The 19,470-nt window shown below is 37.9% G+C and carries 15 protein-coding genes and 1 other RNA gene; 8 read left to right on the top strand and 8 right to left on the bottom strand.

Going from position 1 to position 19,470, the window contains the following annotated elements; all coding sequences use genetic code 11:
- The first annotated feature begins 46 nt into the window (after positions 1 to 46).
- The 3 genes from KZZ04_RS00330 to KZZ04_RS00320 all read left to right on the top strand — a co-directional run bounded on the left by KZZ04_RS00330 (position 47) and on the right by KZZ04_RS00320 (position 1,628).
- Positions 47 to 439 (top strand): hypothetical protein, encoded by a 393-nt coding sequence (locus tag KZZ04_RS00330; protein WP_109875365.1) that lies wholly within the window; start codon positions 47 to 49, stop codon positions 437 to 439.
- 199 nt (positions 440 to 638) lie between these two features.
- Complete coding sequence (locus KZZ04_RS00325) at positions 639 to 959, top strand: hypothetical protein (protein ID WP_109875366.1); 321 nt, start codon at positions 639 to 641, stop codon at positions 957 to 959.
- A 150-nt stretch (positions 960 to 1,109) separates the two neighbouring features.
- On the top strand, positions 1,110 to 1,628 hold the full coding sequence (locus KZZ04_RS00320; protein WP_219421356.1) for an HD domain-containing protein: 519 nt from the start codon (positions 1,110 to 1,112) through the stop codon (positions 1,626 to 1,628).
- A 212-nt stretch (positions 1,629 to 1,840) separates the two neighbouring features.
- Here the strand turns inward: KZZ04_RS00320 and KZZ04_RS00315 are convergent, their stop codons facing one another.
- A complete protein-coding gene (locus tag KZZ04_RS00315) occupies positions 1,841 to 2,641 on the bottom strand; it encodes a hypothetical protein (protein WP_219421355.1) in 801 nt (266 codons plus the stop codon).
- Between the two features lie 3 nt (positions 2,642 to 2,644).
- Positions 2,645 to 2,863 carry a hypothetical protein gene (locus KZZ04_RS00310; RefSeq protein ID WP_219421354.1) on the bottom strand — a complete coding sequence of 73 codons (219 nt, stop codon included), beginning with the start codon at positions 2,861 to 2,863 and terminating at the stop codon, positions 2,645 to 2,647.
- A 250-nt stretch (positions 2,864 to 3,113) separates the two neighbouring features.
- Here KZZ04_RS00310 and KZZ04_RS00305 point away from each other — a divergent pair, with 250 nt between their 5' ends.
- Positions 3,114 to 4,088, top strand: a complete 975-nt coding sequence (locus KZZ04_RS00305) for a hypothetical protein (protein WP_219421353.1) — start codon at positions 3,114 to 3,116, stop codon at positions 4,086 to 4,088.
- Positions 4,089 to 4,166: 78 nt separating this feature from the next.
- Here the strand turns inward: KZZ04_RS00305 and KZZ04_RS00300 are convergent, their stop codons facing one another.
- Together KZZ04_RS00300 and KZZ04_RS00295 are read right to left on the bottom strand one after the other, a co-directional pair.
- Positions 4,167 to 6,179: an AAA family ATPase gene (locus tag KZZ04_RS00300; RefSeq protein ID WP_219421352.1), complete on the bottom strand. Its 2,013-nt coding sequence runs from the start codon at positions 6,177 to 6,179 to the stop codon at positions 4,167 to 4,169.
- Positions 6,176 to 7,072 (bottom strand): site-specific integrase, encoded by an 897-nt coding sequence (locus KZZ04_RS00295; protein ID WP_219421351.1) that lies wholly within the window; start codon positions 7,070 to 7,072, stop codon positions 6,176 to 6,178. The genes KZZ04_RS00300 and KZZ04_RS00295 overlap by 4 nt, the downstream gene beginning before the upstream one ends.
- A gap of 607 nt (positions 7,073 to 7,679) precedes the next feature.
- Between KZZ04_RS00295 and KZZ04_RS00290 the strand changes: the two genes are divergently transcribed.
- The 3 genes from KZZ04_RS00290 to KZZ04_RS00280 are packed head-to-tail and all read left to right on the top strand — an operon-like array spanning position 7,680 to position 13,669.
- Complete coding sequence (locus KZZ04_RS00290; protein ID WP_219421350.1) at positions 7,680 to 10,358, top strand: DNA methyltransferase; 2,679 nt, start codon at positions 7,680 to 7,682, stop codon at positions 10,356 to 10,358.
- Between the two features lie 28 nt (positions 10,359 to 10,386).
- Complete coding sequence (locus KZZ04_RS00285; protein WP_219421349.1) at positions 10,387 to 12,411, top strand: DEAD/DEAH box helicase; 2,025 nt, start codon at positions 10,387 to 10,389, stop codon at positions 12,409 to 12,411.
- Positions 12,412 to 12,415: 4 nt separating this feature from the next.
- Positions 12,416 to 13,669 (top strand): GIY-YIG nuclease family protein, encoded by a 1,254-nt coding sequence (locus KZZ04_RS00280; protein ID WP_219421348.1) that lies wholly within the window; start codon positions 12,416 to 12,418, stop codon positions 13,667 to 13,669.
- Positions 13,670 to 13,869: 200 nt separating this feature from the next.
- Here KZZ04_RS00280 and KZZ04_RS00275 read toward each other — a convergent pair whose 3' ends face one another.
- Positions 13,870 to 15,045, bottom strand: a complete 1,176-nt coding sequence (locus KZZ04_RS00275) for a hypothetical protein (protein ID WP_219421347.1) — start codon at positions 15,043 to 15,045, stop codon at positions 13,870 to 13,872.
- Between the two features lie 462 nt (positions 15,046 to 15,507).
- On the opposite strand from KZZ04_RS00275, the gene KZZ04_RS00270 reads away from it, so the two are divergent.
- Entirely contained in the window at positions 15,508 to 16,044 is a 537-nt protein-coding gene (locus KZZ04_RS00270; protein ID WP_008468387.1) for a hypothetical protein, read from the top strand.
- Positions 16,045 to 16,061: 17 nt separating this feature from the next.
- Here the strand turns inward: KZZ04_RS00270 and KZZ04_RS00265 are convergent, their stop codons facing one another.
- The 3 genes from KZZ04_RS00265 to rsmI form a co-directional block, all read right to left on the bottom strand.
- A complete protein-coding gene (locus KZZ04_RS00265) occupies positions 16,062 to 18,029 on the bottom strand; it encodes a site-specific integrase (protein ID WP_219421346.1) in 1,968 nt (655 codons plus the stop codon).
- A 124-nt stretch (positions 18,030 to 18,153) separates the two neighbouring features.
- Positions 18,154 to 18,517, bottom strand: an RNA gene (rnpB, locus tag KZZ04_RS00260) — RNase P RNA component class A.
- A 41-nt stretch (positions 18,518 to 18,558) separates the two neighbouring features.
- Positions 18,559 to 19,416, bottom strand: a complete 858-nt coding sequence (gene rsmI / locus KZZ04_RS00255) for a 16S rRNA (cytidine(1402)-2'-O)-methyltransferase (RefSeq protein ID WP_219421345.1) — start codon at positions 19,414 to 19,416, stop codon at positions 18,559 to 18,561.
- Between the last annotated feature and the right edge of the window lie 54 nt (positions 19,417 to 19,470).

Raw genomic sequence — 19,470 nt, 5'->3', positions numbered from 1 at the left:
CCTCAAGCTTCTCTAGCATCACATAAACATTTAGCAAGGAAACTTAATGAAATACGACCTTGAACAAGATTTGTTAAAAAATAAAGCAATTAAAACTGACCATGGCTTTCAGGTTTACATCAATGACAATCAAATCGACTTTCTCTTAAAAGAGTTAGCTGAAAATGAACACCCCAAAGACATTAAAGAACTGCGAGCGCAATATAAAGATGAATCAATCGCTTACTTGAATTTAGACCGTCGAGACTTTGATAGTAAGTTAGGTGCGTATGCACCTTTAGATGACGACACGCTTGTATCTGAGCCTCAAAATTTTGAACAGTTACTAGAAATTACTAATATGCTCATTAATGGAGGTTCCGTAGAGTTATTTGTTTTCACTCTCAGAAAGCCAGACTCAAATAATGCATGGGTGGGCTTCTTAAACTTGCTGCGTTGAGTAACTAAATGATCGATATTTAATAAAAACAACGATATTGCGACTTATTCTGTCGCAACTATTTTATATTATGAGCATGTGTTGCTTCCGTGGAGGGGCAGAAGAAAAAGTGTGAGAAACTTTTTCGTCATGGCCTACTTAATGTAGGCCTTTTTTAGAAAAACCATTAAAGTATAAAAAAGGAGCGCAAAGAAATCACGTGACCAATTATAACTTTATAAAGCTCAGCAAAAGGATTCCTCTAAAGGATTTAAAGCTAGTAAAACGACCCGATGGTGGCTTTCGAAAACACCCTTCAAACTTTTTTAAGCGAAATTGCTTAGATAAATTTGAATCTAAGGGCATTCAATATCTCGCTGATAAGTCAAACATAGAAATTGAGACCCTTAAGCAATTTATGGCAGGAAACTTATCTCTTGACTCCACACTTGCCAAAAAACTAGAAAAAGCCACAAAAGTTGGCGCTGCAACTTGGTTAGAACTACAACGTCAATATGATGGGTACATAAAAACATGCTAATTTAGGGTGTTATGCAAGGATAACCTGTTTCAAAAATTTAGAGGCTACGTTCACAGTGCCATTTTAGTACAACCTAAGAAGTTGTACTTTGCAGTTTTAACTTTGGCTTTTTAACTATAACTTTTATAAATATTACTCTAAGGTTGCAATATGAGCTCAAACCAGCTTTTAATTAAATCACTAGCTCTGGCTTCAAAATATCATGTGCAGCAAAAGCGAAAATCAGACGGCTCACCCTATATTAATCATTTGATAGAAGTTGCAGCCCTGCTTACTGATATAGCAGGAGTTGATGACGACGACGAACTATGCGCCGCAATACTTCATGATATTTTAGAGGACACAGGCGTTACTACAGCAGAAATTTATAAAACCTGTGGTCAACGTGTTCTAGAATTAGTAGAGGCACTTTCAGACAACAAATCACTATGTTTGAAGGAACGAAGAGAAGAAACGCTCAGATTACTTCCCACTAAGTCAAACTCGGTAAAACGTATCAAATTAGCAGACTTATGCTCTAATGCTGCTGCAATACCATCTGGTTGGACAGTTGAACGGCAAATCGAGTACTTCCTCTGGTTAGATCAGGTGGCTGAAATCTGCAAGGTATCTAGCCCCTTGTTATATAAAGAATACTTGAGAAGAAAAGCTGACTATATCGCTAAATAGTGCTCTCTATTTAACTATAATTTTTTCAAAAACTAAAAAGCCTGCAGTGTTAACTACGGGCTTTTTTATTGAATGAGTGAGTATACTGGCAAGCAAAACATTCCACCTAGAAAACAACAACTAAGTAATTTCAAGGTTTTGAGCGTCACACTCGGTGGCACATTTTATAACCTATTATTATAAAATTTATCAAAAAATATCAGTGTGAACTTCTAATTAACATTAGAGCCCTTGCTCTTCGCCTGAGCATTATCAACATTACCATTAACCCTTTCATATACCTCAGCGTTGAACCATGATGTAGTTTCTATTTCACATACTTTGATAATTGTACTAATATCATTCTCGTTAGAATCTAACTCATCATAGTCATTAGTAAATATCACCTTAAGTTTATCTGAGGAACGGTAGCCAGATAATGCTGGCACTATCGAGATTTCTTGGTTTGGCAAAGATGATTCATTAGGTTCACCAAGCTGATTTACAATACCTACATAAACTTTTTTACTTTTTAAAGTAATTAAAATTGGTTTTAAGTTACTAAAACTATTATAGAACAAGCTGTCAATCGGACTATCTTTCAGAATATCGCCAAGATAAGATATACTCTGTACTTTGTTTCCGTAATATTTTTCTGAGAGTGCATCCAACGAAAAAGTATAAAGCTGGGCCAAGTATGTACAGAAATATGAAAAAATTATAGTCAGGAAGGATATCACCAACAACCAAGCAAATTGAACTTCTGAAGTTGATATTTTCTCTTTGTTTAAATCTCTACTCTTAATAATATCTATCAACCAAGTTACTGGTTGGAACGAATGACTTGCTATAGCAAAATCTTTCAATAAAAAACAAAGAAGTGAAGTTATAAGAAGATATACAACACCGTGTTTAGCTGACTTTAGGTAAAGTAATTGACCATCATAACGATGAAGTTTTAGTTTTTCTTTTGGATATTGTGATAAATGAATAAAACCGCTTATCAAGATTGGTAAAATTAATAAGGCAAACAAAACTTAACCTTGTCTTTGAGCACCACGCAGGTTTTCTGCTTTAACAATACGAGAAGCAGCGGCTTTTAAAGCAGTAAACTCTTGAGAAGAGGCTATTTCTTTACCATCAACGACTACCGTACCACGTCCAACAACTTGGGCACCTTTAATTGATGATTTATCGAAGTTATCAGCAATTTCTTTAGCATTGTCAGATAATAGAAAGTCTAGGATATTTTTCATATTCATGCGAATCCCCTTCATTAATGTTAATAAGTAGAGCGTATAATCCCTGCTCTTATTTCAACTATATAGCCCATTTTAAAAAAAAGCCACTAAATAATACCCGACCATTTACGAAGGCAAGCCCCGTAAAAATTGTGGTGCGATTTTATAGATTAGGCTATGACAAAGCAAACATAAAATTCGCATACATTATATTCACATGCTATATTCTGGTTCGATTTATTTTGCATGGAGTACCAATAAAACAATGGAACACGTTGAACCGATTGACCCCCCCCACTTAGAACTAGTAGATGAACTTGAAACGACTGACATTTTTTTATATGCAGGCACGATCTCCTATGAGGGGTTTACAAAGCTATCCTCAGAATTAGAAAAAAGAAATATTGATGGTACTAAAGGTGATAATGTTGTTTTAATTATTAATACTTTCGGTGGTGATCCGCATGCAGGTTATAAGATGGCAAGGTTACTCCAGTATGAATATAACCACCTAACAGTAGCAATTCCTGAAATGTGTAAAAGCGCAGGAACATTAATAGCTATAGCAGCAAACGAAATAATTTATGGGCCTTTAGGAGAGTTGGGCCCTTTAGATATTCAAACTAGGAAAAAAGATGAGATGGGCGAACAAAGCTCTACTTTAGATATATTTAAAGCTCTCGATAACTTACAGGCCAGAGTAATTGAATCCTTTCGCCACTATGTCACAGACATAAAATATGGTAGTGGCTTAAATACTAAACTAGCATCGGATATTGCCTCCACTCTAAGTGAAAGCCTTATAAAGCCTATTTCAGCGCAGATTGACCCTGTAAAGTTAGGCGAGCAAAAAAGAGCCTTAAGTATAGCGCTAGAGTATGCTGAACGACTAAATCAAAAATCAAATAACCTTAAGGAAAACTCCTTAAATAAATTGATTGAAGGGTATCCGAGCCATAGCTTTGTAATTGATTACTACGAAGCCAATCACCTATTCAATAAGGTAAGAAAAGTTAAAACAGAAGTTGAATATATATTAAACGAGTTAGCGCTCAGCACTGTTCGAAAATTACAAAAGGAAATTCATGAACAGTCATTCATTGCATGCGATTTCACCGAGCTATCGAAACAAGTAATTCAACAGCAAACTAATATTGAGCCCGACGAAAACCCTAATAGCGACGAGACTACTGACAACCAAGACGTGAAAAATATTTTAGACGCCGTTGGGACAGACTAACGTTCAACTACAACAGTATTAGTTAAAGTATATAAGCCAATTGCTCTACTAAAGCTTAAAAGTACCTTGTATTTCATGTCAAAAGCCTATTCTCCTACTAGGCTTTTTTATCTCACTCTCAATTCTTAATATTTCAAAGGCTCTCACTGAATCTACATTTTTGCCTTTAAAACGGAGCCTTCTCGCTAATATAGCAAAATCGCCGGCAGTTAAATTTTCCATATCCTTTAATTGGTTCTTACTACCTATGCCTAGCTTAACTCCCGCGATCTCCTCGAACAAACTAATAGCCTGTTCATACCTCAGGGCCTGCAATTCGATCTTAAAGTCAATACGCCTGAGCAACGCCTTATCTAGTGCCTTGAAATGATTAGTAGCTATAAATAAAGGATTTTGGAATCGCTCAATCTGCATTAGTAGCTCATTTACTTGGCTCACTTCCCATGACTTAGTAGCGCCCTCACGTGATGTTAAAAGACTATCAGCTTCATCTATCAATAATGCCTTACCTTCATTACTAGCCTTTTCAAAAAGCCTAACAATATTTCCTTCACTCTCGCCGACATACTTGCCTAACACGTCAGATGCCTTAACTGTTACTAAGCCCAAATCGTTCTCCTTACACACATAGTCTACAAAAGCTGACTTACCAGTGCCTGGCGGACCAAATAATAAAATACGAGCTTCAGGGTGTCTTTCAATCGTTTTAGTGATATCAATTAATGAGTGAAGATCGCCTTTTAAATTACAGTAGGCTGGATCAAATTCTAATTCGGGCTTATAAACTAGGGCTTCTAAAGGCTCATTAGTTAACTTCAAAACTTCTGTTAGGTAAGTATTGGTGTACTCTTCAGCCACTGCCCCTTTAACATTACAAGTTTTGCACAGCGTTGCCGCATTCTCTAATAATGCAGGGGTAGCTGCTTCTGAATGAGCTAGCTTTTCCTTAAATCCCTTGGATAACCTCAATCCTTTAAAGCAATTTGAAACCATATCAAACTTCCCATCAGTCGGTAGGTTAGGCAATTCAACAACAAGACTAAATCGCCTTAAGCAACTAATGGGTATATTCTCAGGGTGATTAGTTATCCATATAGTGGGAACAGCATTAACCTCAAGAAGTTGATGTAACCTATCTTTTGAGATTCGTGTACTTAAACTAAATGATGCAAAAATATCTTCACATTCATCAATAAGTAGCCAAGCATCACTTTGAGATTCAAATAAGCGATAAGCCATCTTTAAATACTGTAGTCTAAGCTGAGTACTGCTTCGGCGAGAGTCTAGCTCATCGTCAGGGCTACTCAAATCTCCACCCTTTGCTTTTACTTCGTATAAATTAGCATTTATTTGATTCACTAACAGTTTTGCATATTGAGTTTTACCTACTCCAGCAGCCCCATGTAATAGAATATTTACCCCACTCTTAGGCATCTCATCAATACCGCGACTGAAAGTAAAAGGCACATCAGAATCTAAATGTTCGAAGTCTGATAGCCTCAAATCAGGCTTGCTTGATAGGGTCACGACATTTGAAATCAAGTCAGAGAAATCACGGGCGTGCTTGCCAGCTAATGCTTTTGCAAAGCCACTATGTATTTGGAGCATATCTTCACTATCGTATATTGAACTGCTCCATAATCCGCTCTCAGCCAGATTTTCAAAAGTACTCTTCAATGTAAGGTAGTCAACATTTAAAGCCTCAGAGAGCAACTGATGTAGTACGTTGTCGCTTAGGCCTTGGTGTGTTTCCAGTAACTCATTGAATGCAGGGTTGAGGCTGTTTACTACTATTAAGGCTAGAAGGTTTACAGACTCTTTAGGTAACTGAAATGTCTTCCTTAGTATATGACAATTCCTCTCTAGTAATGTCATAGCCCTTACCTTAGAGTTTACATTTTTAAAGTGTGTGTATACTGCTTCTGTATATTCCTGTGAGTTACTTTGAGGATAGCTAAATGCCTTACCAGTGATGCAACGAACCGTAATAGGCTTCAAACCTATCAACACGCCTTTATCAAATAGTGAGCTATTCAAAAGCCTAAACGAAAAATTCGAACCTAATTCATATAACTCTCGCTCGAAACTCATAATGATGAAGCTCCATAGCTTAAAGCCAATGCTGCTTGCCTCTGAGTTTCAATGCCTCTTTTGTCATATAGTTGAGTAGTAGTTACATTTGCATGACCCGCCATTTTACTGACAGTAAGGAGATCTACATTTAAGTTTAATAACCGTGTTATAAAAGTCCGACGTAAATCATGGGGTGTAAAAACTTGGCCTAGAATCGTTTTCGTTTTTTTGGTAACTATGAGGTATAAGGCATCTGAGGTAAGAGACTGAATACCTTTGCCTTGCTTAGTAAATAAGGGCCCCTTTTTGTTGCCTCGTAAGCTAAGCCATTTATCTAAAACTGACTCAGCCCAATCAGGCAAAAATTGTTGTCTGCCCTTTGCCCCCTTACCTTTCTCGATTAAAATGCTGTGGGATTCGGGACAATAATTGTTTAGCTGGAGGCTACACAACTCCGAACGGCGTAAGCCTGTGGCTAGCATAATGGATATAACAGCATGATTCCTTACCCCTACTTTTGAGACAACCTTTGAAAGGCTACTTAATAATAGGTTAGCCTGAGCATGAGTAAGAGCCTTACCCTTTTCAATCACTTTGCCTTTAATACTAGGCACAGATTTAATACGCAGAATGGCTCTATGGTCAATCACATCTAATTTAAATGCTGTATCTGCAACGCCTTTTATTATCTGTAAAGCATGGTTTATCGTTCTAGCAGACTTGCCTTGTTCACTAAAATGCAACTTTAAGCTTTCAAGCTGCGCATAAGTCAATAAGTGAAATGGCAATAAATCAATTGGTTCATTCCACCCGAATGCTTTCTTAGCTTCATTCAATTGAGATATTGCTGATCTTCGACCAGAAACGGACAATCTATTAAGATATACTTTTACTGGGTTTGTATTGCTCATATATAGCTCCAATTTAATGAGCTATATAGTTAGCAACAACTAACTTTAAAAGTTAACCTTATTTTTTGCACCTGTACTGATTTAAGCTTTGATAATGTTAGGTATAGATTTAACTATCTGGTTTATTCAACTCGATAATGAACATGCTTACAGTGTCGTGCCCATACTGAATCGACTTTGTGATTTGGAACATGTTTTATTCAACACTTAGCTAAAACTGAAAAGGTCATGTTAATAGAGATTAACATGACCTTTTTATATTATTCGATAAGTGCAATCAAAATGCGTTACATGAGATGCAAGAGTATATTTGCTCACATTTGACAAGCAGCTCTGAGCAAAGCAAGAGGTTAATCCAGTCCTTTTCGTTACCTTAAAACACTGATATCTCACATGCAGAAAATTGTAAACCGTTTTGATCGACATCAATTGATGTTAACAATGGATTACCTCATCTCTGCTATAACAAAACACGGATGATATCGTCGCTAGAACGTATGTTCCTTAAAATAATTTCTATCCAATTTTTTCTTTAAATCAATGACTCAGTTTGATTTTATGGGTATGCTAGATCTAATTAGCAGTGACCTCGGAAAAAGGAAGAACCATGGCTGTCAATCAAGCCAAAATTTTTGAACAGCTTGAACAAATCATTGAAGTCTCAGACCCCGATGAATTCATTTATGGATTCCTTACTGCATTTCAGTTTCCCAAGACTACGATTACCCAAATCCGTCAAGGTGGTAACCGTAATGTTGCTAAGCTTGAAGGCCATGTCGGACTGAAAAATAAACTGTACTACTTTCCGGTTAATAAAGCTCAAGATATAGATGCAGCTCTGAATGAAGTCATCGCTGATCCAATGATCGCTAAGAATAAGATTCGTTATATTCTAACTACCGATTTTGAACGATTTTTAGCGTGGGATACTGCCACTAGAGAACGATTAGACATCGACTTTGAGGTTCTACATCGTAACTACAGCTTCTTTTTGCCATTAGTTGGTCTTGAAAAAGCGATCTTGAATAGTGAAAAGCCTGCCGATGTAAAAGCGGCGGTGAAAATGGGTAAGCTCTTCGATCTTATTCGCGTTCACAATGACCTAAACACTCCAGAAGATATCCATGCCTTAAATGTTTTCCTGACCCGTTTGCTATTTTGTTTGTTTGCTGAGGATACAGGGATCTTCCCGCAACAGGGGCTGTTCACCTCAACGATCAAGAGTGTGACATCAGAAGATGGTAGCGATTTAGATCAATTTCTTCACGATTTATTCTCTATTCTCAAGAGCCCTAAAGACAGTGACTTACGCTCACATCTACCGCAACACCTTACTGACTTCCCATATGTAAACGGTGGGTTATTCGAAGCTGATGAACCTATCCCCGAATTAGGAAAAAAAGGGCGCCGTATCCTCATTGAGTGTGGCTTAGAAGATTGGAGCGCAATTAACCCCGATATATTCGGTAGTATGTTCCAAGCGGTTATTGATGTAGATCAGCGGGCTCGGTTAGGACAGCACTACACCTCTTACAGCAACATCATGAAGGTGATTCAACCTCTGTTTCTTGACCCGTTACGAGTGGAACTTGATAAGCAGCGTAACAGTGTTAATGGGCTTAAGCGATTACTCGTTCGACTAGGTGAAATTAAAGTGTTTGACCCAGCTTGTGGTTCGGGTAACTTCCTTATCATCGCTTACAAAGAATTGCGGCTTCTGGAAATTGAAGTCATTCAAGCACTGATGAAGATCGATCAAGGTTTCTTTATCAGCAGTATCCATTTGGATCAGTTTTACGGTATTGAGATCGATGATTTTGCCTGTGAAATAGCTCGTCTTTCTTTATGGTTAGCGGAGCACCAAATTAATAAACAGTGGGAAGAGCACATTGGCCCTGCTGAACCAGCTTTACCCTTGAAAGCTACAGGTGAAATTGTTTGTGGGAACAGCTTAGCTCTTGACTGGAATATAGTTTGTCCGAAAAAGATTGATAATGAAGTCTATGTTATCGGAAACCCACCTTTTTTAGGTACAAATGGACGTAATGATATACAACGCTCAGATATGAAATCAGTCTTCCATGGGTTTAAGTCGCTTGGAAACCTTGACTACGTGGCTTGTTGGTTTTGGAAGGGTGCTGAATATATTCGGGACAGCCGAGCTTCAATGGCTTTAGTATCAACTAATTCAATTTGTCAAGGTGAGCAAGCGGCTACACTTTGGCTACCTATTTTCGCTTTAGGGCTAAACATTCACTTTGCTTACCCCACTTTCCCTTGGAATAATAATGCCAGAGATAAAGCTGCGGTTCACGTGGTTATAGTTGGTTTATCAAGTAACACTAGACACTCGATTTTATTTCAAGAAGTTAGCGGAGAATGGCACAGCAAATCAGTGAAGTCTATTAGCCCTTATTTAGTAGAAGCATCAACCGAAGTAGTGTCATCAAAGAAAAAGCCATTAGATCCGAATGCTCCAATCATGATGAAAGGAAATCAAGCTACCGATGATGGGAATTTTTTCTTGAATCGCGTTGAGCGAGACCAGCTATTAGAAAAGTGCCCAGAAGCAGAAACATGGATAAGAAAGGTCCTTGGTTCAGCCGAATTCTTAAATTCAAAAGAACGTTGGTGTATCTGGCTTGATGGAGTCGAACAGTCTGAATACATAGAGCTTGAAGAGATAAAAAGAAGAATAAATGCGGTTAGAAATTTTAGGTTAGCAAGTACCAAAGAAGCAACAAGGAAAAAGGCGATACTTTCCCATGTGTTCGATGAAATACGTCAACCCACATCCGGCAGTTATATTCTAGTTCCGAGTGTATCTTCAGAACGAAGAAAGTACGTTCCTATTGGTTTTCTTGAGTCAGAGGTCATTTCAACCAATCTCAACTTCATAATACCTAACGGTACAATGTATGAGTTTGGTGTACTAACTTCACTTGCTCACAATGACTGGATGCGTCTTGTCGCTGGGCGCTTGAAAAGCGATTACCGTTATTCAGCCTCAATTGTTTACAATACATTTCCATGGCCTGATGTCACTGAAAGCCAAAAGCAAGAAGTTGAAAGCTTGGCTGAGAACATACTTTTTGTTCGAGAAGATTTTCTCGGAAAAACATTGGCGGAGTTATATAACCCAGACACTATGCCATTAGCATTATTGAAAGCTCATCAACAGTTAGATTGTGTAGTAGACAGATTGTATCGTTCTAAAGCATTTAAAGACACTTCAGAGCGTTTAAGTTTTCTTTTAGCACGCTACGAAGAAATGGTTACAAGTTAATGAAATCAAGTTGGCGAAGGTTTGAATAATGAAAAATAACATCTTACAGGTTAGCTATAGCCAAACGGGTCAAAGCGCTTCTCACAATAATATGGGAATGCGAGAGATGCAGGCTCGTGCATTTACTGAACGTGCTAGTCAATACTTGCTGATCAAAGCTCCCCCTGCATCGGGGAAGTCAAGGGCATTAATGTTTTTGGGTTTGGATAAGCTCATTAATCAAGGCGTTCGCAAAGTTATTGTTGCTGTACCAGAAATGTCTATTGGTGGTTCTTTCAAAGACACTGACTTGATGAAGTTTGGCTTCTTTGCTAACTGGACAGTAAAGCCTGAAAACAACCTATGTATCAGTGGTAGCGAAAGTGGCAAAGCGAATGCTTTCAAGCGCTTCATGGAAAGTGATGATCAAACATTAGTTTGTACTCATTCAACGCTGAGGAGTGTCTTCGGTAAACTATCTAGTAGTGATTTTGATAACTGCCTTGTGGCTATCGATGAGTTTCACCATGTTTCAGCTGATGAAAATAGCCGCTTGGGTGGATTAATCGATGATTTAATGAAGCATTCATCAGCTCATGTTCTTGCTATGACAGGCTCCTATTTTAGAGGTGACACTGTTCCTATCTTGCTTCCTGAAGACGAAGCATTGTTTACTAAGGTAACATACACCTATTATGAACAGCTTAATGGCTACAAGCACTTAAAGACCTTGGGGATTGGATATCACTTTTATCAAGGCACCTATATCAACGCTCTACCATCGGTACTAGACCCAACCAAGAAGACCATTGTCCATATTCCAAATGTTAACTCTGGCGAGTCTACCAAAGATAAATATACAGAGGTTGACTCGATTCTTGAGGTACTCGGTGATGTAATCATGCAAGATCCTGATACTGGCATTTATCAAGTCAAGTGCAAGCAGTCTGGCAGAACAATATTGGTTGCCAACTTAGTTGATGATAGCGATATGCGCCCTAAGGTTCAGGCCTACTTGCGTGATATTGAGTCCGCTGAACAAATGGACGTTATTATTGCGTTAGGTATGGCAAAAGAAGGTTTTGATTGGCCTTACTGTGAGCATGTTTTAACCATAGGTTATCGTAGCTCTATGACGGAAATTGTTCAAATTATTGGTCGAGCGACTCGTGACAGCGAAGAGAAAAGTCATGCTCAGTTTACGAACCTTATTGCACAACCTGATGCACAGGATGACGACGTGAAGGTATCTGTAAACAATATGCTTAAAGCTATCACAACATCGCTTTTAATGGAGCAAATATTAGCTCCAAGTATCCAGTTCAAGCCTCGCTCTCAGTGGGACGGAAAAGATCTGCCTACTAATACTGTTATTGTTGATGACACCACCACACCTGTTTCACAAAAGGTGCTAGACATTCTTAATGGTGATAAAGGTGAGATCTTATCAGCTCTGGTTGCTAAAGAGTCTGTGATCAAGGAAGCAATTACAGAAACAGCGCCTGCTGAAGTCATCAATGAAATTGAACTACCATCAGTCATTCAAACTTTATACCCAGACCTTGAAGAACATGAGGTAGAGCAAGTTAGATCAGGGGTTTTACAGAGTCTTTATATCGGCCAGCAAGGTGGCTTAATTGATGGTAAAGATCTTCCAGATGATGCAGTAATTGCAGATGGTGACAGCTCTTATGACCAAGGTAATGAATCTTCAGAAAGCAGTGAATCAGGGCCTAATAATCAGTTTATAAAGATGGGTAATAAATTTGTTAACATTGAAAATTTAAATATTGACCTGATTGATTCTGTGAACCCTTTCCACGGAGCTTATGAAATCTTGTCGAAGTCTGTTGATGTTGATGTCCTAAAGACTATCCAACAAACTGTACGAGCGAGCCAAGCTAATGTGTCTGAGGAAGAGGCAGTTATGCTTTGGCCTCGAATTAAGGCATTTAGAGTTGATCATCAACGTGAGCCATCATTGAATTCTTCAGATCCTATAGAACAACGCTATGCCGAGGTGCTTGCCTACATTCGTAAAATGAAGCAACAGCGAATGGCTAAGCAGGGGTAATCTAATGATCCGATTACGCGCTTCTAAAGCAGTAGAAAAGATCAACTTGGATGATATCTTTTCTCAAGAAGATGATTTCGGGCTGCTTGATGTCGCCCCTCTAAAGGTTAAAGCTCCAGCTGGGAATATATTAGCTAGCCAATTTGAAGAAATTTCAGATTTTTTCGAACAGAATGGTTGCATACCAAGCTGTGATGGTCAAACATTTGATGAGAAGCGCCTTGCGCGTCGTTTAAAGGCGTTTAAAGCTAATCCAGAGCAATGTGTAGCATTATCTGAATATGATCCTTATAGTTTATTAAAGGGCGATTTAGTGGCTCAGATTAATATGTCTGATGATCTTATCAGCGAACAACCTAAGCCGACCGAGCCTGAACTAGATAAAGCTGAACTAGTCACATCACTTGATGATATCTTTGATGACGACGACGACTTATTAGAGTTTGATGCGCCTGAACTTTTCACAATGCGCCATGTACCAGTAGAAAGAAAAGAGCAACCGGATGATATCGCAAAACGCCAGCCTTGTGCAGACTTCCATCGCTACTCTCCAATATTCGATCTCGTGCAACAAGAGTTGAAGTCTGGCTCTGCATCGCTAGAGCGGTTTCGCCATGAGCTAAAAATCAATGTTGGGGACACATTTATCCTCAATGGTGTAATGGGTTACGTTCATTCAGCAGGTGAGCGTTTAGAGGGCTACAGTTCTTACAATGCTCGACTGCATCTGATTTTTGCGAACGGAACTGAAATGAACATGTTGTTTCAGTCACTAACTCATGGCTTAGTTCGTGATGATCAAGGCTCTAAGGTTATAAGACAAGGCACTCCTCTTATTCCAGCCGATACCCCTGTTCCAACTGGACTCGTCTATGTGTTAGCAACAAAAAGCACAGAGGTTGCCTTAGCGGAATATAAATCAAATCTTTATAAAATTGGATTTACTGATGGCAGGGTAGAAGATCGTATCAAGTATGCAGAAAAGGATAGGACATTCTTAGAAGCTCCTGTCCGAGTAGTTATGACTACTGAGTGCTACAACATTGATGCGCATAAGCTAGAGACGCTAATTCATGGTTTCTTAGGGCATCGAAGATTGAACATCACTCTCAAGGGTCATACAGGGCAGACATACAACCCGAAAGAGTGGTTTCATATTCCATTGAATACCGTATTAGAGGTGATCAAATATATTCTTGATGGGACGATTTCTCTATACCGAATGGACAATACAGTGGGCAAGCTAGTTAAAAAGTAAACAGCGGCAATCATCAAAAGTTCTATTCCCTTAGCAAAAAAAGCAATGAATTTAGTAAATGTCGCTGACCGGTAAATGCTTGTTTTACGTGTAATACAGGGTATGATGCAAAGCCTTTTATGAACAAATACGACTGAAAGATTTAATTGCTCCCGCTGATTAAAACTGACAGTCTATATTAAGCCTAATTTCAGTAAAAGTTACCTTTTTGGATTAATCAAAATATCTCGATATCGATTTAAGATCTTTGCTTGATTTTCTTTAAGCCAACTATTTTTAATTGAGTACCTTGCTTTACGCTTTTTTGTTACACCTTTTAACTGTGATGAGGTTTCTATAAGCTCATACCTCGCAAGCAGCCAACCCTCTTTAATCGAACTGAGCCCTTGGTTACATATTAGAATATTAACTGTGTCTTTGGTTAAACGCTTATAAACCCAAGGGGCTATAAACCAATAATTTTGCAGTTTGGGTTCAAGCGAAGCCAAACCATTTAGCTTTAATGATTTCCCACTTTTATGCACTAAATAACGGTATTCTATTCTAGTCGTAGGCTTTGTATGGCCTACTACTTTTTTCCCACTTTCTAAACCTTTGTCATAAACAACACAATGGCTTGATCTAATTGAGCCGCAGTAATAGCTTTCAGTTACAATGAAACTATTTACACGATACCTAACTGGGCATTTATCTCTATTGGGGTAGCTATTACAAGTCCTAATAGATTTGTACTTTGGGAGCAGTGCTATGATAGGTTTATAGATCCCAACTAGATTACAACCAATATCAACTCTACTTACTTTAGCTGAGATCATCAATTGCTTGTATCGTGTTTTACCCAATACAGTTTGGATATGATAAAAGATTGTATTTAACTCATCATCACTAAATTTTGATGGCGTGAAATCTACCCTCAACCCATATTGTTTACCTGTTCGCATCCCTAAAAAAACGCTAACGCTATTTTTAAGATTTGTCACTAAAGACAAGTCACATCTTTTGTATACAAGTAAGTTTCCAAGTTTTTTAGTGGGGCTGTTATCATCAACTGGATAGAGCTTAATCCTAAGTATCTCCTGCCTCTTCGCAGTTTTAATTTTACATATCTGATTGGATAATTGTTTATAATCAGCATTAGAAACTTTGAAATTGAAGCTTAGCTTATCGCAATCAAGTTCTAAGTATTTTTCAGGAAATTTAGTCATAGCAAAAAGCAATTTATCTTGCGCCATTGCAAACTCTTTTTGCACAAGAATATCACTTACTATGGCATTATCTTTATAATGATTACCCTTTAAAAACAGGTCTATATTCTGTATGTTTTTCTGATAATGATGACTTTTCTCATTTGCTAATGATGTGTTTTTAATACTCATAAACCACTCTATATAATGTATTGTTAGTTATGTATTGATTAATGATGCTCTGCTGTATTACATAAGCACTAATCCACATACATGTATTTGTAACGCAATATCTATATTAGGGTTTACACTTTTATCATGAGCCTTTAAATACAGAGTTTTAACTGGTAATTTCAATAACCAATAAAATATAAAATCACTAGTTACACTTTTAAGTTTACTAATTAGAAGCAATAAAAACTCATGAATTCATTGGTTAAAAACATTAATAGACACATGAATTCACATGTTTAAAAGCAACAAGAGGACACGTGAATTCACTGGTTTAACGCAATAAAAAGACGTGTGAATTCATGTGTAAAGTTTTGAATTTACGCGCTAATAATTCAATAAATATACATTAGATAAATAGTTAAAATTTTATTATACACATGTAGAATAGTGCCTAATGATACAAATAAATTTAGGGAAACTATGAGTAAGAGAAACGTACCATATGCACATTTAATTCTTTTTTCGGACAAATTATTAGCGCAGCTAAAGCGCTCATCTTCAGACGAAGTCCATGTAAAATCTTTAGAGGCAATATTAGCGAAAAAAGTAAAAACGAAAACTAAATTAACTTTAAAAGACTATGATGAAGAAGATAGAAAGGTGATACAAATAGTCGGTTGTAAGCGCAAGAGAGATAAAGAAATTTTAGCTGTTTATCTAAATGAGCTTAGATCACTTGTTTTAAGCTTACCTACAGACTCCTATAGAAAATGGAAAAATAATTGTCGTAAATTAGCTTCTAATAAAAATGGAAAAACCATCTTTGTAGATAATGACACCTTAAACCTTATATCTAGCCTTGTTAATCAATTAGGCGAAGATGGCTCTCCAAATGAAACACTTGAATTCAACCCAAAAGTTGCAGATAGAGTTAACTTTAAAAAAGCTATGAATAAAATTTTTATCCATATGAGCCAGAATAAAGCCGAACTAAAAAAGCTTAAGTCCCTAGAATAAATAATGATTAACATTAACTAATAAGAAGTTGGATTAATCTTGTAACCTTCGATAACACTACTAAGCTTGATTATTGACGCGGTGTGATGTGTATAATTATCTGTAATACCACCATTAGATAGCTCATGGCCAACGATCTGCTGAAGTATATATAAGTCTAAGTTTTCACGGCTTTCATTTCTGATTTTTGTAATGAATGAGTGTCTGAAGCTATGAAAAGAGCGGATATGATTTAATTCTGTCTTTGAATCAATATCTAATTGTGACATTAATCTCCCAAACCAAGATGTGATAGTATTTCTATTATCAATACCATTAAGTATGCGCCCTTTAGTGCTGCTGATGACATCTAAAAAGCCATATTCAATAAGTTTAGAATGGACAGGTATTCTTCTGCGGGCATTGTCAGTTTTCACCTTCTGTGACTCATGCTCATCAGTAATCAATATATAATGTAAACCACTATCTTGGTCTTTTTTAATGTCTTCTGCTCGTAGCTGAAAAAGCTCCCCCCTTCTAGCACCCGTGTAGATAGCAAGTAATAGGCTCCATTTTTTCCAGCTTGTCGTTTCTTTTAAGGCAAATTCTTGAAATAAATTCAGCTCTGTATCAGTAAAAGGCCCGCGCTTATTTTGAGTAAAGTCTCTTTTTATGATGCAAGGGGACTGTTTGATATAACTAATCGTATCCCTTTTTGCGTACGCAAAAACACTTTGTAGCCACTTGTAATAGCCCTGCACTGACTTTGGTGCAATACGCTTATCTTCGGGTACATCTGCTGCTACACGCTCTGACATAGTCATTTTGTTAAACGGAGCTACATTCATTTTTGGCAAATCAAAACATTGATCAATAAAAATACCGATATCCTTAGGTTCATATGAAGCAATGTCGGCATCTTCAGTTAATAATTGCCAAACAGTATGGCACCGCTCATAATCCTTTTGCATTTTCTCACTGAGGTTTTCTTTTTCAATTTTAAAATTTAAAAATTCTTGGTAAACACTGCTAAATGGTTTGATTTCTTTATTCTGTGTTAATTCAGGCTCAGGAAGGATTACAGGGTTGCTTATAAGATTACTTTTTATCAACCCCTCAATCTCTCTGACCTTAAGAGTATCTTTGCTAAAGACAGCATCAGCTAACTCTTTAAGCAATAGTTCTGAGCTGATGAGCTTCTCATTGAATATTTTATAATTAATAGCGCTTAGTGGGATTTCAAACCCATATTTATCAGCTAAATGGTTTATCTTAAAAATATTATTATTCCGCTCAATAGCAGCCCCTCCATAGTAGGTTTCATCGTCATTATTGTGGTTAAAACTACCTTTATCTAGAGAGTCTACTTCTAACTCACCGCCATTGAATAAATGCATCATATGAGCCATGTGGCGTACTTCAACATCTATATTTTTATCAGTATGGACTTCTTTTAAGCTTCGCTTGTTCATTAGCAGAAGTAATTTAGATACATAGGAAACCAAGATGAGTAATTCAGGGTCAGACTCAATAGGTTCGTTTTGAATCATATCGCTTAAATTTTCATACTTCTGACACAAATCAAAGAAAATTTGCCTAGTTTCTGCGCCAATTGTACTGATACTTGGATCACTTAAAGTGTCTGAAGTAAGGTGGACGCGACTTAAAGCGTTAGTAATATTGAGGTTATCTTTAAAAAGCACCTCTTCAGAAGCTAAAATTTGATCTATATGATGTTGCTCAAGTCGTCTCTTCATATCCAGCTTAATCGCATTAATTACTTGTTCTTTTTGTAGTTTATCAGACATTTTGTGATATAGGGGTAAAGAGATTAAGTTGTTGACGGTAGGACTTAAATATTTAATAAGAACAAGGGCTTGGTTTAAATCCTGAGTATTTAAAGAGATTCGAATATCTTTTTTTAAGAAGGGTTTTGGAAGTTTATATCGAAAGTAAAATGTACCTTTGCGGATATATAAATATTCGGCACCTGCAACTGATTTCATAATGGCCTCTTGGTGAGGTCGTTGCTTTGCGGTGGCACAACTCGGTGGCACACTAGGTGTCACAATTGCTTTTTCTTATAATAAGTTTCCAAAAACCGCCTGAAAAATCAGGCGGTTATGGAAATTTATGAGTCACCCTATAAGCCGGGTTTTGTCCTTTCCGAAGAAAGTGATAATCATTCGTCTAGGCCATAAATCGCTCTATGGCTCAAGCAACCTACCCGGTTCCAACGTGGGCCACGCCATAAGGAACCCTATTTGGTCTTGCTCCGAGTGGAGTTTACCTTGCAACCGACTATTACTAGCGGCCCGGTGCGCTCTTACCGCACCCTTTCACCCTTACCAACCGAGGTTGGCGGTCTTCTCTCTGCTGCACTTGTCGTGGGCTCACGCCCCCCAGCCGTTAGCTGGCACTCTGCCCTGTGGAGCCCGGACTTTCCTCCCCCTGATCATTTTCGTCACAGGCAGCGATTATCTTGGCTGACTCGGCGCGCAGTATACATGACGCTAAAGCCAAGCGCAGTAATATTTACTCTTTTTCTTCAATAATTGTTTTGTATAGTGCATTTTTTTTCATGCCAAAGTAGTCGGCTACAACACCACACGCTTTTTTCATTGGCATTTCTTTTTCAAGTAGAGCCAACATTTTACGAGCCTCAGGTGGAATATCGTCTACAAGCTTGGGTTTGCCCGCCAGCATGAGTACAATTTCGCCGCGTTGCTTAGTAGGATCGTCAGTTAAAAACTGCTTAAGCTCAGTTACCGTTCCATTAAAAAAGGTTTCAAAGGTTTTGGTGAGTTCTTTAGCAAACACCACCTGCTGTTCACTGCCAAGTGCAGTTTCTAAATCGTCAAGGCTTGCCATAATACGGTGTGTGCTTTCATACATAATGCTGGTAATACCTGAATTTACCGCGTCAGTAAAAAAGTCTTGGCGCGCTTTACTTTTAGCGGGCGTAAAGCCAATAAACTGAAAGCGGTCAGTAGGTAAACCTGAACAACACACTGCGGTTATAGCAGCGCATGCACCAGGCACAGGGGTTACGCTTGCGCCTTGTTCACGGCATAAGTTTACAACCGCATATCCTGGGTCACTAATAAGCGGTGTACCGGCATCTGACACCAAGGCTATATTTAAACCTTGATTAAGCTGATCAATAATTTGCTGCGCTTTTTGTTTTTCGTTGTGATCATGTAATGCAAATGTTTTTGCTTTAATACCAAAATGGCTGAGCAGCTTGCCGGTGTGGCGAGTATCTTCAGCAGCGATTAAGTCAACTTGCGATAATGTCGCGATTGCACGCTGACTTAAGTCGTCATAATTGCCAATTGGGGTGGCAACAATGTAAAGAGTGCCAATTTTATGTGAATTCTCCTCATTTAACATTGAGGTCTCCTGCGTCAGTCAGTAATATAAGCAAATCGCGTTAACGTATTGGGA

Origin of the sequence: Pseudoalteromonas sp. CR1 (assembly GCF_019392235.1) — a bacterium.
Lineage (GTDB): Bacteria > Pseudomonadota > Gammaproteobacteria > Enterobacterales > Alteromonadaceae > Pseudoalteromonas.
Note: the sequence above shows the minus strand (reverse complement) of the source record. Positions and strands in the feature narration are given on the sequence as shown.

Bases quoted from the DNA above. Each gene is read 5' to 3' on its own strand.
- rsmI (WP_219421345.1), bottom strand. From the start codon at position 19,416: ATGTTAAATGAGGAGAATTCACATAAAATTGGCACTCTTTACATTGTT.
- KZZ04_RS00290 (WP_219421350.1), top strand. From the start codon at position 7,680: ATGGCTGTCAATCAAGCCAAAATTTTTGAACAGCTTGAACAAATCATT.
- KZZ04_RS00330 (WP_109875365.1), top strand. From the start codon at position 47: ATGAAATACGACCTTGAACAAGATTTGTTAAAAAATAAAGCAATTAAA.
- KZZ04_RS00310 (WP_219421354.1), bottom strand. From the start codon at position 2,863: ATGAAAAATATCCTAGACTTTCTATTATCTGACAATGCTAAAGAAATT.
- KZZ04_RS00270 (WP_008468387.1), top strand. From the start codon at position 15,508: ATGAGTAAGAGAAACGTACCATATGCACATTTAATTCTTTTTTCGGAC.
- KZZ04_RS00320 (WP_219421356.1), top strand. From the start codon at position 1,110: ATGAGCTCAAACCAGCTTTTAATTAAATCACTAGCTCTGGCTTCAAAA.
- KZZ04_RS00305 (WP_219421353.1), top strand. From the start codon at position 3,114: ATGGAACACGTTGAACCGATTGACCCCCCCCACTTAGAACTAGTAGAT.
- KZZ04_RS00295 (WP_219421351.1), bottom strand. From the start codon at position 7,072: ATGAGCAATACAAACCCAGTAAAAGTATATCTTAATAGATTGTCCGTT.
- KZZ04_RS00275 (WP_219421347.1), bottom strand. From the start codon at position 15,045: ATGAGTATTAAAAACACATCATTAGCAAATGAGAAAAGTCATCATTAT.
- KZZ04_RS00285 (WP_219421349.1), top strand. From the start codon at position 10,387: ATGAAAAATAACATCTTACAGGTTAGCTATAGCCAAACGGGTCAAAGC.
- KZZ04_RS00280 (WP_219421348.1), top strand. From the start codon at position 12,416: ATGATCCGATTACGCGCTTCTAAAGCAGTAGAAAAGATCAACTTGGAT.
- KZZ04_RS00300 (WP_219421352.1), bottom strand. From the start codon at position 6,179: ATGAGTTTCGAGCGAGAGTTATATGAATTAGGTTCGAATTTTTCGTTT.
- KZZ04_RS00265 (WP_219421346.1), bottom strand. From the start codon at position 18,029: ATGAAATCAGTTGCAGGTGCCGAATATTTATATATCCGCAAAGGTACA.